Consider the following 14,637-nt stretch of genomic DNA (forward strand, 5'->3'; position numbering starts at 1 on the left):
AATCGTTCAACTGGACCTACACCCGCGACGACCTCAACCAATTCCTGGCCCACCTGCGGCTACACGACCCAGTCACATCCCCACCAGTGAGCCGACCGGCCGCATGACCCCGACGAACTAACGGAGATGCCCACTAGCTGCGGCCGGTGACCGCGAGGTCGACCTCGGCGAAGTGGCATGCCACCGGGTGGCCGGTGCCGCGCTCGACCAGCGTCGGTACGTCGGTCGCGCACAGGTCGGCCGCCTTCGGGCAGCGGGTGCGGAACCGGCAGCCGGTGGGCGGGTGCGTCGGCGACGGGGTCTCGCCGCTGAGCACGAGCTCTGCCGGGCGGTCCGGCCGCCAGTCGTCCACCGTCGGCGCCGCCGACAGCAGGGCCTGCGTGTACGGGTGCGACGGCGCGGTGAAGATCTGCTCCGTCGGGCCGTTCTCCACCACCGTGCCGAGGTACATCACGGCGGTGTCGTGCGCGAAGTGCCTGACCACGTCCAGGTCGTGGGCGATGAACAGGTACGAGATGCCGAGCTCGTCCTGCAGGTCCTGCAGCAGGTTGAGTATCTGCGCGCGGATCGAGACGTCGAGCGCGGAGACGATCTCGTCGCAGACGATCAGGCGCGGCCGTAGCGCGAGCGCCCTGGCGATGCAGATCCGCTGCCGCTGGCCGCCGGAGAACTCATGTGGACGGCGGTTCGCGTGCTCCGGCCGCAGGCCGACCTGGTCGAGCAGCCGCGCGATCTCCGCGTCCCACTCCGAGCGCGCCACGATGCCGGGGTGGATGCGCCAGCCCTCGCTGACCAGCTCGCCGACGGTCATCCGCGGGTTCAGGGAGGCGAACGGGTTCTGCAGCACCATCTGGACGTCGCGGCGCAACCCGCGCAGCTGTTTGGGTGTCGCGGCGCCGATGTCGCGTCCGTCGTAGCGCACCTCGCCCGACCACGGCCGGAGCAGGCCGACGATGGTGCGGCCGAGGGTGGACTTGCCGCAGCCGGACTCGCCGACGATGCCGAGCGTGCGGCCGGCCGGCAGCCGCAGGTTCACGTCCGCGACGACGGTGACCCGGGACGGTCCGCGGCGCAGCCAGTTGCGCCGCAGTCGGTAGCCGGCCCGCAGGTCCACCAGCTCGAGCAGTGGTTGGTCAGTCATCGGCTCCTCCGAGGACGTCCTCCGCGAAGTGGCACGCACTGCTGCGGCCGTCGGTCAGCGGACGCAGCGGCGGCCGCTCGGTGCGGCAGATCGGTTGCGCGAGCGGGCACCGCGGGTGGAACGCGCAGCCGTCCGGTGGGGACGCGGGGTCGGGCGGCTGCCCCTCGATGCTTGCGAGCTGGCTGCGGCCGCCGGTCCGCGTCGGCACGGTGCCGATCAGGCCGCGGGTGTACGGGTGCGCGGGCCTGGAGTACACCTCGGGCACCGGGCCGTGCTCGACGATGCGGCCGGCGTACATCACCGCGACCGACTCCGCCACCCGTGCCACCACGCCGAGATCATGCGTGATGAGGATCAGCGCCAGCTCGTCGTCCGCCCGGCGCTGCTTGAGCAGCCGCAGGATCTGGGCCTGCACGGTCACGTCCAACGCCGTCGTCGGCTCGTCGGCGATGAGCAGCCGCGGGCCGAGCGCCAGCGCCATGGCGATCATGATCCGCTGCCGCATGCCACCGGAGAACTGGTGCGGGTACGCGGTCACGCGCCGTGCGGCGTCGGGGATGCCGACCTGGGTCATCAGGTCCACCGCCTGCGTGTACGCCTGTCCGCGCGCCATGCCCTGGTGCCTGCGGAACATCTCCGCGATCTGGTAGCCGACGGTCAGGCACGGGTTCAGCGCGCTGGTCGGGTCCTGGAAGATCATGGCGATGTCGCGCCCGCGTACGCCCTGCCAGTCGACGTCGCCGAGCTGCAATAGGTCGCGTCCGTCGAAGTCGACCAGGCCCTGGCTCGCGTGTACGCCGGGCGGCAGCAGCCCGATCATGGACAGCGCGGTCAGCGTCTTGCCGCTGCCGGACTCGCCGACGATCGCCAGCGCGCCGCCGCGCGGCACCGACAGTGAGATGTCGTGCACGATCTCCGTACGGGCAGCGTCCTGGCCGACCTCGACGCGGAGGTCGGTCACCGCGAGCAGTGATTCGGTCTGCACTGTCATGAGCGCCCCTGTGGGTCGGCTACGTTGCGGAGCGCGTCGCCGGCGATGCCCACGCAGATCACCACGATGGCGAGCGCCGTGCCGGGGATGGTGGAGATCCACCAGGCGGAGCCGAGATAGTTCCGGCCTTCGCTGATCGTCGCGCCCCAGGAGGCCTGCGACACCGGGACGCCGAGGCCGAGGAAGCTCAACGCCGCCTCGGCGACCATGGTGAGGCCGATCTGCGCGGTGGCGGCGACGAACAGCGGAGCCCAGCACGACGGCAGGATGTAGGACCAGATGATCCGCAGGTGCCCGGCGCCGAGCAGCCGCGCCGAGTCGACGAAGTCGAGGTTGCGTACGGAGATCGCCGAGGCGCGCACGACGCGGGCGAAGACCACCCACCTGGTGACCGCGAGCGCGATCACGATGTTCGCCAGGCCGGGCCCGAGCACACCGGCGAGCAGGATGGCCAGCAGGATGCTCGGGAACGCCAGCTGGATGTCGCCGAGCCGGGAGATCACGGCGTCCGGCGGGCCGCCGAAGTAACCGGCGACGAGGCCGAGCACCAGCCCGAGCAGGCCGCCGATCACCACGACCGCAAGGGCGACGAGCAGCGAGATCCGGCTGCCGGCGAGCACCTCGGCGAGCAGGTCGCGGCCGAGCTGGTCGGTGCCGAACGGGGCGAACATGCCGTCAGCCAGCCGTGCGCCCGGCGGCAGCAGCCGGTCGCCCAGCCTGGTGGTGACGCTGTCGAAGGGGCGCAGCATCGGTCCGACGACGGCGGTCAGCACGAAGCACGCGAGGATCGCGCAGGCCACCTTCGTCGGCCGGCTCATGCCGGCGAGGAACGCCCTGGCGGGCCGTGTCGTCGTGGTGGCCATCACGTGTTCTCCGAGGCGATACGTGGATCGAGGTAGAAGTAGAGGACGTCGACGACGAGGTTCAGCACGATGTAGCCGACGGTGATGGCGGCGATCGTCGCCTGCACCACCGAGTAGTCCCTGTTGGTGATCGACTCGACCATGAGCGAGCCGATGCCCGGCCAGGCGATGACGTTCTCCACGATCACCGCATCCGCGATGAAGTTGCCCATCAGCAGGCCGAGCACGGTGACGACCGGCACCAGCGTGTTCCGCATGACGTGGACGTAGAACACGACGCGTGCGCTGAGCCCCTTCGACTTCGCGGTGCGGACGTAGTCGCGGTTCATCTCCTCGAGTGCGCCGTTGCGTACCAGCCTGGCCAGCCAGCCGAGGAACGGCAGCGCGAGCGTGATGGCGGGCAGCAGCAACGCCTGCGGGGTGCCGTCTGCAGTGCTCGGCAGCACGTTGAGGGTGCGCGTGAACAGCAGGATGAGCATGATGCCCACCCAGAACGCCGGCAGCGCCTGGCCGACGAGGGAGACGCTCGACACCAGGTGGTCGGCCCAGCTGCCGACCCTGCGGGCACAGTAGATGCCGAGCGGGAAGCCCACGGCGATGGTGAGGACCATCGCGTACGACGCGAGGATCAACGTGGCCGGCAGCCGTTCGGCGACCACGGAAAGCGCGCTGCCGCCGATACGCCACGACTCGCCGAAGTCACCTCTGACGATGTCGGCGAGGTAGTGCACGTACTGCAGCCACAGCGGGTCGGACAGGCCGAGCTGGTCGCGCAGCTGCGCGATCTGGCCGTCGGTGGCCTGGTTGCCGAGCATCAGCTTGGCCGGGTCGCCGGGCACGACCCGCACGACCACGAAGACGATCGTGAGCGCGCCGAGTACGAGCAGCACCGCCTGGGCGAGGCGGCGCCCGACGAACGTCAGCATGGAACTCTCCAGCGGATTGCGGGACTCGAGCTGCGGCCGGCGTCAACGGGTCGACGCGCGTACCACCAGCTCCGGCTGGAGTCGAAGGGTCTCGACATCGGAGCTCATCTCCTTCAGCCGGTGCAACAACATGTCCACGGCGGCCGTGCCGATCTCGGCGGCCGGCAGCCGGACGCTGCTCAGGGTCGGGTTGAGGTAGGCGGAGAACGGGTGGTCACCGAAGCCGAGGATCGCGACGTCGTCCGGCACGCGCAGGTCGCTCTCGGCCAACGCGCGGTAGAGCCCGAGCGCGAAGTAGTCGTTGCCGGTCATCACCGCGGCGCCAGGCGCCAGTTCTGGCACCAGCTCCTGGGCCAGGTGGTACGCGTCCGCCAGCTCCCACGGCAGCGTGCTGGCCCCCGGGTTCTGCGACGGCACCCGCCTGATCGTGTCGTCCGCGAGTGTCACGCCGCGCTCGTCCAGTGCCCGGCGGAAGCCGGTGATGCGGTCCCCGACCGAGGTGAGCGGCAGGTCCTCCTCGAGCAGGTGGATCGTACGGGCGCCCGAGTCGAGCAGGTGGCTGGCCGCACGATAGGCGCCCGCCTCGTAGTCCACGCCGGCGAAGTCGCACTCCATCTCGGTGAGGTCGCGGTTCACCAGCACGATGGGCACCCCGGAGTCCTGCAGCCGCTGCCAGTGCTCGGCGCTCTCCTGGACGGGGATGACGATGGCACCGTCGACGCCCCACCGCTGCAGCGCCTCGGCGGCGCTGCGTTCGATGTCCAGGCTCTCCTCGGTGACCATCAGCAGCAGCGAGTACCCGTTCGCCCGGCAGCGTTCCTCGACGCCGCTGATCAGCATCGAGTAGAACGGGTTCGCGGGGTGGGTGATGACCATGCCGAACGTCATGGCGGCGCCGAGAACCAGCGAACGCGCCATCGAGTTCGGTACGTACCCGAGCCGGTCGGCCTCGGCCCTGACGAGTTCCCGAGTCTGCTCGTTCACCGCGTCTTTCCCCGCGAGCGCTCTGGACACGGTGTTCACCGAGAGACCGACCGACTCGGCGATGGTCCGAAGCGTTACCCGTCGTGCTGCGCACATACCGCCTACCCGGACAGCCCGACGGTGGTGAGGTCAGGCTGGTTGCTGGCCGCGGGCTTGAAGCCCGACACGTTGTCGCGCCTACCGTACGCAGTGACGATGTTGGCGGGGAAAATGCCTGGCGCGTCGTCCCAGATGATCTTGCAGGCCTGCGCGTACAGCTCCTCGCGGCGGCCGTTGTCGGACGACTCGGCGGCCTTCCGCAGGATGGCGTCGAGCTTCGGGTTCTTGTAGCCCAACCTGTTGGCCTGGCTGGTGTAGAGCCGGCCGAGGGTGAAGTCGGCGTCGCCGGTGGTGACCGTGTTGGTCTGCAGGTCCATGTCCCAGTCGAGCGAGTTCAGCCGCTCCAGCCACTCCGCCTTCTCGATGCTCTGCGACTCGACCTTGACGCCGATCTTCCGCCAGCCGGAGATCATCGCCGAGGCGAGCTGGCGGGCGAGCGGGCCGGTGTCGTCGAACCACATCATCGACGTGGAGAAGCCGTCGGCAAGGCCGGCCTCGCGGAGCAGCTGCTTCGCCTTGTCGGTGTCGTGCGCGTACGGCTGCTGCTTCGCGTAGCCGAACACCGACGAAGGGATCGGCGCGTCCATCGGCTTCGCGCCCGTGCCGAAGAGGTCCTTGACGATGGTCTCCACGTCCAGGGCGTGCCACATCGCGCGCCGCACCCGCGGGTCGTCGAACGGCTTGCGTCCGCAGTTGAACCAGTTGAAGTAGTAGACCCAGCTGGTCGCCCGCTGCAGCATCACCTCGCCGGCGCCTTCGAGCTCCTTCACCTGGTCCGGCGGGACGGCCACAGCAGCTCGATCTCACCGTTGGTCAACGACGTGATCGCCGCTGCCGGCTCCTTCATGTACGGCAGCTCGATCGACGTGCTCTTGCCCTTGCGTCCCCAGAACTCCGGCGACCGCTTCATCCGCACGGAGCTGCTGGGGGTGAACGCGGTGACCCGGTACGGACCGCTGCCCACCGGCTTGCGGAACGAGTCGGTCTTGCCGACGGCCTTGGCGGACGCGATGAACAGCAGCGTCAGGTTGACCGGGAGCGTGCCCATCGGCTGCTTGGTCTTCACGGTGAACTTGCGCTTGCCGCTGGTGGTTACCTCGTCGATCGGTTCCCACAGCGGTGTCTGCTCGGTCGGCGTCTTGACCATGTAGTCGAGCACGGCCTTCACGTCGGCCGCCGTCACCGGTGAGCCGTCGTGGAACTTCGCGTCCGGCCTGAGCTCGAACTCCCAGGTCGTGTCGTCCACCCGTTTCCACGACATGGCCAGGCCGGGGACCAGCTTGCCGTTGTCGTCGCGGTGCACGAGCGTGTCGAAGATGAGCCCGCGGGCCATCAGCGACGGCTCGTCGACCGTGCTGCCCATGCGGTACGGGTCCAGCGTGGTGATGGGCTGCAGGAACGCGGCGCGGAGCTCCTGCCCGCCGGTGTCCTCGCTGCCGCCGACCGTGCACGACGTCAGGTACGCGCTCGCGAGTCCGGCGCCGGAGACCAGCAGGAAGGTGCGTCGACCGAATCGTGGTTCCATGGGTCTACCTCCATTGGCAACCCCCGTAGGTGTGGGCACGCCGCTCGCCCGCGCGAGCAGACGCTAGGACGTCAAGACTTCAGGGCGAGGTGGATCCTCGCCTTCATGCCCGCCGTGTCGCCCCGGACGGGTTGGTGACCGTCCCCTTCAGCCGCAGCCAGCCGCCGAACTCGTGTACCGACCAGCTGGTGAGCCCTGCGTCGTCCAGGTGCTTGGGGTCGTCGCCCAGGTCGCACCAGTGCAGCCCGTCGGGCGAGATCTGGGTGACGGCTTCCAGGCGGGCGGCCGGGTCGTGGACCTCGAGTGCGTGGATGAACCACCGGGCCTCGCGCGCCCAGGCGGCCTCGTACGGCTCGGTGGTGAACTCGCCCGACAGGAGCGCGTTGCGTTCCAACACCACGGACAAGGACTGCTGCATCGCGTTCCTACCAATCGAACCGAACCTGCGCGAGGCGAAATGATCGTTACCGTGATCGTTAACGGTAACGGTAACGATGAGAGTAGCGCCGTGCCGAGATGCCGTCAACGCATCGGATGCCGCTGGTAGTGCGTGGGGGTCGGGGCGCCGGCTCAGCGCCAGCGCATGATGTTGGCCAGCAGCTCGCCCTGTTCGACCGCGTCGTCCAGGGCGTTGTGGGTGTGCTCGGTCTCGGCGTGCAAGTGGCGGGGCATGTGCCGCTTGGTCGCGTGCGAGATGGGGCGGCCGGCGCGGGCGGCGTAGAGCGTCTTGATGTCGACGGCGCGGCTGTGGCCGAACGGGGAGTGGCCGGCGTACGACATCAGGTACCAGTACGCGAACATCCAGTCGAAGCCGACCGGGTACGCCGCGAACACCGGGGCGCCGCCGTAGCGGCGGCCGGTCGCCTCCACCCAGTGCGCGAACTCGGCCATGGCGCGCGCCGGCGGTTCACCGGCCCTGACGAGCTGGTCCCTGTCCAGCCCGGTGACGGCGAGCGCGGCGGGGACGACGGACTCGCTGATCGGCCGCAGCTCGGCGTACCAGGTGGCCTCGCGCGGGTCGTCAGGTGCGCGGTAGCCGTCCGCGTCGTAGGTGCCGGCGAACGCGGCGCCGAGCGACAGCATCGAGTACGGGCCGGGGATCGGGCCGTCGGCTTCGATGTCCACGCTGATGTACACGTCGCGTTTCATGGGCTGGTCCTCATTCATCCGGCGACGACCGCGAAGACGATGACCACCAGTATGAGCAGCCCGACCGCGGCGACGACCAGGGTCAGTCGCCGCTGCTGCTGCTGGCGCAGCCGTTCCCGCGCGGCGGAGCTCCTGGCGGACGCGAGCGCGCGCTGGTCCGCGGCGAGCTGGCGCTCCAGCCGGGTGAGGCTGCCCCTCGCCTCGGCGATGGACTCCGGCGCCGGCACGCCGACGGACGCGGCCGGGCCGTCGACGGCGATCCCGTCGTCGTGCATCGCCTGGTCGATGGTGCTGCGCAGCTGCCGGATCTGTTCCTCCAGCCGCTCCTGCGTGGTGACGACGTGCGCGTGCTCGTCGTCTGCGCTCTTGCGGGCGGTGGTGAGCTGGTCGTCGATGGTCCGCCTGCGGTCGTCCCCGGCCGCGGGTGCACGGGCGAGCGCCTGCAGGGCGTCGACGTACTCCGGCCAGGTCGAGGTGTTCATCGCGGCACCTCCGCCAGCCGGTCGACGTCCTCGGGGCCCAGCGGACCGAACGGCACGACCACCGTGGGGCTCTCCTGCAGGCCGTCCCAGAACAGCCCGCGGAAGCGCTCCGACGCCCACTGCGTCTGCGCGCCGCAGATCCGCTTCACCCCGTCGCTTGGGTGCCGCAGGAACAGGTACGCACCGAGGTCGCTGCGGTTCATGCCGAGCTGGGCGGTGCAGACGTGCAGCCGGTTCCACCAGGCGTACGTGCACACCCCCGCGGCCGGGCCGTCGGCGACGATCTCGCGCAGCGCCGACTGCTCCTGCAGCCGGGTCGCGCGATGCATGCCGAGCCCGAGTACGTGCACCGGCTGGTCGACCGCGGTGCCGGTTCGTACAAGGTCGCGCAACGACACCAGCTGGCCGTCCAGCTCGGGTCTGCCGACCACCGTGACGTCGGCGCCCAGCCTGCGCAGCAGGTCGAGCAGTGCGGCCTTCCCCGCGGCGACCGGGTCGCTGGCCGGCAGCAGGTCGAACAGCACGAACCTGGTGCCAGGCACCGGATCCGCGCCCAGTGAGTACGCCACGCCGGTGAGCACGCCGAGCGCGTCGAGCGGGCCATCGCCGAGCACGGCCAACCCGGCGCCGGGCTCGGGGCGGACAGTGAGCGTCACCGGGTCCTCGGCCACGCTGATCGGCATGCCCAGCCAGACCGCGTACGACTCGTCGTCGGCGTCGTAGCCCATCGTCTCCGCTGGCCCGACCGCGGCGAGCTTCGCCGGCTCGCCGACCTGGAAGATCCGCGGTGGCCGGAGGTCGTCGCTGCGTTCCCACAGCCGGTGGCGCAGCCCGTCGAGCGCGGTCTTCTCTGCGTACGAGACGAGGATCCGCCGGTTGCTCTCCGCCGCGCCGTAGCTGTCGTTGAGTATCGCCTCGCCGCGGAACTGCAGCTCGGCGGCGGCCGAGTTCATCAGCTGCAGCATGCTCTGCGAGTCCGACGGCGTGGTCTTCAGCACGACCCGGTACGGCACCTGCCCGAAGATCGACTCGCGCTTGATGGCCAGCCGCTGGATGCCCGCGAGGCTCTGCGTCGCGAGCACCACGTGCATGCCGTACGCACGTCCCTGGCGCACCAGCTGTTCGAGCAGCCGGATCGCCTCCTCGGCCAGGCTGCTGCTGTCCTCCTCGAAGAGCACCTGGAACTCGTCGAGCACGACGAGGATGCGCGGCGGCCGGTCGGCGCCCGGCGGCAGGTCGGCGATGTCGGTGACGTGCTGCCGCTTGAACACGTCGCTGCGCCGTTCCAGCTCCGCGGTCAGGTACTGCAGCACGGCGAGACCGAACGGGCGGTCGCTGTGCACGCCGAGCACCCGGACGTGCGGCAGCCAGTGCTGCTGGTCCGGTGTCGGTCCGAGGGTCGCGAACTCGATGCCCTGCTTGAAGTCGAGCACGTACATCTCGAGGTCGGCAGGCGCGTAGCGGGTCGCGAGGCCGTGGATGAGGTTGTGCAACAGGTTCGACTTGCCGCTGCCGACGGCGCCACCGACGAGCACGTTCGGCAGCGGCGGGTTGCTGCTGCGCAGCTGCAGCGTGGCGGGGACGTCGTCGGCGTAGCCGATGACCGTGCTGAGCTCCTCGGCCACCGGTTGCCACCAGTCGCGCTCGGGCGGCAGCGTCTCGGCGAAGTCGACGGTCGGCAGCGTGGCCCGCTCGACCAGGTCGCCGACCATGTCGCAGATCGCGTTCGCCTCGGCGGTGCCCGGCGGCGGGTCGACCGTGACGGGCAGGTCCTCCAGCCGGTCGAGCTCGAGCCGGCCGTCCTCGATCGCCAGCGGCTGTAGCAGGCTGAGCAGCTCGGCGGCGTCGACGTCACGGGCGGGGGTGACGTCCGGGTCGTGGTGCACGAGCAGGCAAAGGCCACGGCTGTCCGCGGTCTTCGCGATCCTGATCAGCTCGCGCTGCGCGGCGGCGTCGACGCCGGCGGGGTAGTCGAGCAGTACGAGCACCCGGTACGGCTCGGCGGTGCGGCTGCTGTGCGCCGCGAGCTGTGCGAACGCGTCGTAGCCGTGCTGCGTCATCCGGGCACCGCGCCGCGACGAGGTCGCGACCAGCTCGGTGAGCAGTGCGGTCAGCTGGTCGGGCGCGTTGGCGGGCGCGGGCAGCACGCCGGGTGCGCGTTGGTGCAGCCGGCCGAACAGGCCGAGCGCGCCGCTCAGCCGCGGGTCGTACGCGTCCACCCGCACCTGCAGCGGCCTGGCGGTGGCGATCATGCGCAGCACGACGTTCTGCACCAGCGCGTGGGCGGCGACCGGGTGGTCGGTCCAGACCTGCCAGCCGCGCAGGTCGGTGACCGGTACCACGATCGGTACGTCGCCGCCGTGCACGGTGCCGATCCTCACGTACGAAGGCAGGCCGGCGCCGACCCCTTCACCGGCGCGCCAGGCGTCGGTGCCGTACGGCTGCCAGCCGAGCCCCGGCGCCAGCTGCTGCGCGCGGTCGGTGGCCACGGCGCCGGCCGTGGTGAGCGCGTCGCCGACGTAGCCGCCCACCTGGCCGCGTGCGTGCTCGGCGGCGGTATCCGCCTCCTGGTACGCCTGCGCCCTGCGTTGTTCCGCCCTGGTGCGCTCGGCGGCCGCGACCTGCTGCGCCTGCTGGACGAACGGCTCGAACGCCGCGCGGATGCCACGGATCCGCGCCTCCCACGCCGCCGGGTCGTCGCCGGCCGCGTCCGGCAGCCGCCAGACGTCACGCGCAGACGCGGCGTCGGCCGTCGGCGGTGGCGCCGCACGCCGACGTGGGATCGACTCCCTGCCAGGGACTTCGTCGGTCATGCGGGACCGCCTTCTGAGGCGGTCTGGTTGACCACGACCTGCGCGGGACGCAGCACCGCGGCGGTGTGCGCGAAGCCGCGGCGGCGTACCTCGACGACCTGGCCGGCGGGCAGCTCGGCGCGGTCGGTCGTCTCGACCGCCTCGTGCCGGCTCGGGTCGAACTCGTCGTCGACGGTGATCTCCGTGACGCCTTGCCTGGCCAGCGCCTCGACCAGCTCGGCGGCGACCGACGCGGCGAACTCCGGGTCCGCGCCGTCGTACCGGTCCAGCCGGTCGACGACGAGCGCGATCTCGTGCACCAGCGGCAGCAGGTACTCGGCCGCGAGCCCCTGCCTGGCGTGGTCCAGCTCCTGCTGCAGCACCTCGATGGTGGCGCGCTTCTGCCTGTCGTCCAGCAGCCGGCGGGTGAACAGGTCCATCAGCTCGTCGAGCCGGCGCACGACCTCGTCGTCAGCCATCTGCGTTCCCCCTCACCCCGCGCATGGCTTACTGGATCTCCAGTCGCTGCAACGCCGTCCGCATCCGCGTGACGTCGTCGCGGCCGAGGTTCAGCGGGCGCTCCAGCTCGATCTCCCCCAGCGAGCGGCCGCTGGTGCCGTCGGTGACGGCCACGTGCACGACGCCGTCCACGTCGTACGACATGGTGACCTTCATCGGCGCACCCTTCGGCAGGTTCTGCGGCAGCGGGATCGGCCGCTCGAGCAGCTTCACGACGTACTCGGGCTCGGGGTCGTCGCCTTCGGTGATCTCGCAGATCCACTCGGCCTGGTTCTGCTCGACGGTGACGAAGGTGTCCTCGTACTTGCAGGGGATCGTGCTGTTCTTCGGGATGACGGGGACGTTCACGGGTCTGTCACTACCCGCGTCGACGGCGATGATGCCGAGACTCTGCGACGTGACGTCGTTGATCGCCACCTGGTCGATCGCCGGTGTCGCCGCCGGTTCGTTGCGTTCCTGCGCGATGGTCAGGTCGGCGACGATCGCCGCGCCGAACGCGACCGCCTCGTCGGGGTTGATCCTGGACTGTGGCTGCTTGCCGGACAGCCGCTGCAGCAGCGCGGGCACCATCGGCATCCTGGTCGAGCCGCCGACGAGGAGCACGTGGTCGATCTCCGGCCAGCGCTTGCCGCTGGCCGCGAGCACGGACTCGACGATGGTCTCCGTGCGGTCGAGCAGCGGCTTGGTCAGCCGCTCGAACTCGTCCCTCGTGACCTGCACCCGGTGGTTCTGGCCGTGCGCGCTGACGAACACCGACGCCTGGGACACGTTGGTCAGCGTCCGCTTGGCCAGCTCGCACTTCTCCCGCAGGTCGGCTTCGAGCGCGCCGCTGTCGAAGAGGTCGGGCCCGCCGGCGTCCTGCACGACGCCGTTCACGTGCAGCATCAGCTCGTTGTCGAAGTCGAAGCCGCCGAGGTTGCGGTCGCCGTCGGTGGCGAGCACGTCGAAGTCGCCGCCGGCGATCCGCATCACCGTCACGTCGAAGGTGCCGCCGCCGAGGTCGTAGACCAGGCAGGTGCTGTGGTCGATCTCGTCCAGCCCGTACGCGACGGCTGCGGCGGTCGGCTCGTTCACCAACCGCAGCGCGTTCAGCCCGGCGATCTCCGCGGCGTCCAGGGTCGCCTTGCGCCTGGCGTCGTCGAAGTACGCAGGCACCGTGACCACGACTTCGTCGACCTGCCCGCCGAGCGCCATGGCGGCGTCGTCGGCGAGCCGGCGCAGGATGAACGCGGAGATCTCCTCCGGCCGGTACTCCCTGCCGTCCGCGTCGACGAACGACCAGTGCGGGTCGCCCATGAACCGCTTCACGAACCGCACGCAGTCGTCCGGCATGGTGGCGGCCGTGCGGCTTGCGGTGGAGCCGACGAGCACCTGGTCACCGGCGAACAGCACCACAGAGGGGGTGATGTTCTCGCCCTCGCGGCTGCGCACCATGGCCGGCACGCCGTCGGCCCCGACGACGGCGACGGCCGAGAACGTCGTGCCGAGGTCGATGCCCAGCGCCTGCGCCACCGTGATCCTTCCCGCGAACGTCGTGTGCGTACGAGCCTATCTGCCCGGCGTCGGGTGTCAGCGGCGCTTGCCCTTGCGTGGCGGCGTCTTGGCCTGCGACTTCTTCGCCTGTGGGCTCTTCGCCTTGGGCTGGGTGGAGGCCCGGTTGAGCGCGTGCCCTGGGGTCCACACCCACCAGGCGTAGCCACCCGCGGCGGCCAGGCAGAACAGGGCGAGGAGCCCGGGCAGCGGGCCGAAGTCGCCGAGGAACCAGAAGAACGCGAACACCCCGACCAACGCCGCCCCGGCCGCGACGACACCGGCGCAGCCGCCGGCCGTGTCGAGCTTCCGCACGTGGCGTTCCTTCGCCCACTTGACGTGCCCGGCGATGGTCTCGATCCGCTGCACGAGCTCCCGGTCCGCGGTGACCTGGCGGGCGCGGAACAGCAGCCGCTCCATGGCGTCGACCTCCTCGGCCGACGTGATCAGGTAGCCGTCGCCGGTGCGCTGCGCGGGCACCTTCTCCGCCACCTGGACCAGGCAGTTCGCCAGCACCTGCCCGACCTTCGGCTTGTCGGCGCTGTTCTCGAAGAGGTCCTCGAGGGCCGGCAGCGCCTCCTCGGGGCTGTCGCCGAGCGCGGCGATGTTGGCGGCGGCGAGCCGCGGGGCCTCGGCGCCCGGGTTGAGGCGGGCGGCGATCTCGTAGGCGCGGTTGGCTTCCGCGAGCTGGCCGCGCTGCTCGTGCACCCGGCCCTGGACGAAGTAGTAGCCGGGGTTGCCCGGCTCCAGGTCGCTGGCCCTGCGGGCCTCGGTGAGCGCGTCGGCCAGGCCGCCCATGGCGAGGTTTGCCCGAGCCATCAGGGCCCACGCCTCCGCGCACTTGATGTCCGCCCGGCGTGCCTCCCTGGCGGCGTACAGCGCGCCCGCGTGGTCCGACTTGGCGAGGTACGCACGGGCCTGCGCCAGCCAGCTCTCCACGTCCTGGCCGGACGACGGTGCGGCGATCGGTTCCGCCGGGGTGGTGGCCGGCCGGCTGGACTCGTCCAGCCGGATCAGGTACTCGGCACGGCGGTCGGGGTCGAGGAGCACCTCACGCGCCTCGGCGAGCAGCCGTACGCGCCGCTCTGCCTCCTGGCGTCTGGCGAGGTCGGGGTTGGTCGTGCGGCGCTGCCAGGTGCGGACCTGTTGCTTGATCTTCGCGTCGATCTGCTCGGTCGTCGCGTCCCGCGACAGCTCGAGCAGCGCGAAGTAGTCCTCCACCCGTCAGCCTCCAGAACCTGCGCTTGGCCTGTGCGGGGCAGTGTAATCGGCGCCGGGGTACTACTCGCGCCGCAGCGCGTTGGTGAGGCCCGCGACGACGGCGGTGGTGAGCACCCAGCCGCCGAGGATGAGCAGCCACGAGCACACGAGCGCCGGTCCTTCGGCCAGCCACGCCTGCTGCTGGCCCAGGTCGACGACGGGGATGAGCACGTCGAACGCGTAGGCGAGCGGCTCGAACTGCGGCGGCTCGTCGCTGGCCGGGCGCAGGTGCGCTGGGTACGTGAGCGTGTAGACGAGCCAGCCGCCGGCGAGCATGACGACCAGCCAGAGGGCCGCCAGCCAGGTGCGGTAGCCGTAGCCGACGGTCATGGCGAAGGCCACGTTCAGCGTCTTGCCGAGCCAGTTCAGCTCGCCG

The 14,637-nt window shown here is 70.8% G+C and carries 11 protein-coding genes and 2 pseudogenes; all 13 read right to left on the minus strand.

Features of this window, described 5'->3' with window-relative positions; genetic code table 11:
• Window positions 1-133: 133 nt before the first annotated feature.
• Complete coding sequence (locus GEV07_28325; GenBank protein MQA06458.1) at window positions 134-1,141, minus strand: ATP-binding cassette domain-containing protein; 1,008 nt, start codon at window positions 1,139-1,141, stop codon at window positions 134-136.
• Complete coding sequence (locus GEV07_28330; protein ID MQA06459.1) at window positions 1,134-2,132, minus strand: ATP-binding cassette domain-containing protein; 999 nt, start codon at window positions 2,130-2,132, stop codon at window positions 1,134-1,136. Before GEV07_28330 ends, GEV07_28325 begins: the two co-directional genes overlap by 8 nt.
• Window positions 2,129-2,995, minus strand: a complete 867-nt coding sequence (locus tag GEV07_28335; GenBank protein ID MQA06460.1) for an ABC transporter permease subunit — start codon at window positions 2,993-2,995, stop codon at window positions 2,129-2,131. The genes GEV07_28330 and GEV07_28335 overlap by 4 nt, the downstream gene beginning before the upstream one ends.
• A complete protein-coding gene (locus GEV07_28340; GenBank protein MQA06461.1) occupies window positions 2,995-3,921 on the minus strand; it encodes an ABC transporter permease subunit in 927 nt (308 codons plus the stop codon). The genes GEV07_28335 and GEV07_28340 overlap by 1 nt, the downstream gene beginning before the upstream one ends.
• 42 nt (window positions 3,922-3,963) lie before the next feature.
• Window positions 3,964-5,001, minus strand: coding sequence for a substrate-binding domain-containing protein (locus tag GEV07_28345; GenBank protein MQA06462.1), 1,038 nt, complete (start codon window positions 4,999-5,001; stop codon window positions 3,964-3,966).
• Window positions 5,002-5,006: 5 nt separating this feature from the next.
• A pseudogene (locus tag GEV07_28350) lies at window positions 5,007-6,529 on the minus strand (ABC transporter substrate-binding protein).
• A 71-nt stretch (window positions 6,530-6,600) separates the two neighbouring features.
• Window positions 6,601-6,947: pseudogene (locus GEV07_28355) on the minus strand (hypothetical protein).
• 152 nt (window positions 6,948-7,099) lie between these two features.
• On the minus strand, window positions 7,100-7,678 hold the full coding sequence (locus GEV07_28360; GenBank protein ID MQA06463.1) for an exonuclease: 579 nt from the start codon (window positions 7,676-7,678) through the stop codon (window positions 7,100-7,102).
• A gap of 14 nt (window positions 7,679-7,692) precedes the next feature.
• Window positions 7,693-8,160, minus strand: coding sequence for a hypothetical protein (locus GEV07_28365; GenBank protein ID MQA06464.1), 468 nt, complete (start codon window positions 8,158-8,160; stop codon window positions 7,693-7,695).
• Window positions 8,157-10,973, minus strand: coding sequence for a cell division protein FtsK (locus GEV07_28370; protein MQA06465.1), 2,817 nt, complete (start codon window positions 10,971-10,973; stop codon window positions 8,157-8,159). Before GEV07_28370 ends, GEV07_28365 begins: the two co-directional genes overlap by 4 nt.
• Window positions 10,970-11,431, minus strand: coding sequence for a nucleotide exchange factor GrpE (gene grpE / locus GEV07_28375; protein ID MQA06466.1), 462 nt, complete (start codon window positions 11,429-11,431; stop codon window positions 10,970-10,972). The genes GEV07_28370 and grpE overlap by 4 nt, the downstream gene beginning before the upstream one ends.
• Before the next feature lie 28 nt (window positions 11,432-11,459).
• The gene (locus GEV07_28380; GenBank protein ID MQA06467.1) at window positions 11,460-12,983 is read right to left on the minus strand and encodes an Hsp70 family protein; all 1,524 of its coding nucleotides are present in this window, start codon (window positions 12,981-12,983) and stop codon (window positions 11,460-11,462) included.
• Between the two features lie 57 nt (window positions 12,984-13,040).
• A complete protein-coding gene (locus tag GEV07_28385) occupies window positions 13,041-14,222 on the minus strand; it encodes a DnaJ domain-containing protein (protein ID MQA06468.1) in 1,182 nt (393 codons plus the stop codon).
• Window positions 14,223-14,637: the final 415 nt, after the last annotated feature.

It is taken from the genome of Streptosporangiales bacterium, from assembly GCA_009379825.1.
Classification (GTDB): domain Bacteria; phylum Actinomycetota; class Actinomycetes; order Streptosporangiales; family WHST01; genus WHST01.

Bases quoted from the DNA above. Each gene is read 5' to 3' on its own strand.
- GEV07_28325 (MQA06458.1), bottom strand. From the start codon at position 1,141: ATGACTGACCAACCACTGCTCGAGCTGGTGGACCTGCGGGCCGGCTAC.
- GEV07_28330 (MQA06459.1), bottom strand. From the start codon at position 2,132: ATGACAGTGCAGACCGAATCACTGCTCGCGGTGACCGACCTCCGCGTC.
- GEV07_28335 (MQA06460.1), bottom strand. From the start codon at position 2,995: ATGGCCACCACGACGACACGGCCCGCCAGGGCGTTCCTCGCCGGCATG.
- GEV07_28340 (MQA06461.1), bottom strand. From the start codon at position 3,921: ATGCTGACGTTCGTCGGGCGCCGCCTCGCCCAGGCGGTGCTGCTCGTA.
- GEV07_28345 (MQA06462.1), bottom strand. From the start codon at position 5,001: ATGTGCGCAGCACGACGGGTAACGCTTCGGACCATCGCCGAGTCGGTC.
- GEV07_28360 (MQA06463.1), bottom strand. From the start codon at position 7,678: ATGAAACGCGACGTGTACATCAGCGTGGACATCGAAGCCGACGGCCCG.
- GEV07_28365 (MQA06464.1), bottom strand. From the start codon at position 8,160: ATGAACACCTCGACCTGGCCGGAGTACGTCGACGCCCTGCAGGCGCTC.
- GEV07_28370 (MQA06465.1), bottom strand. From the start codon at position 10,973: ATGACCGACGAAGTCCCTGGCAGGGAGTCGATCCCACGTCGGCGTGCG.
- grpE (MQA06466.1), bottom strand. From the start codon at position 11,431: ATGGCTGACGACGAGGTCGTGCGCCGGCTCGACGAGCTGATGGACCTG.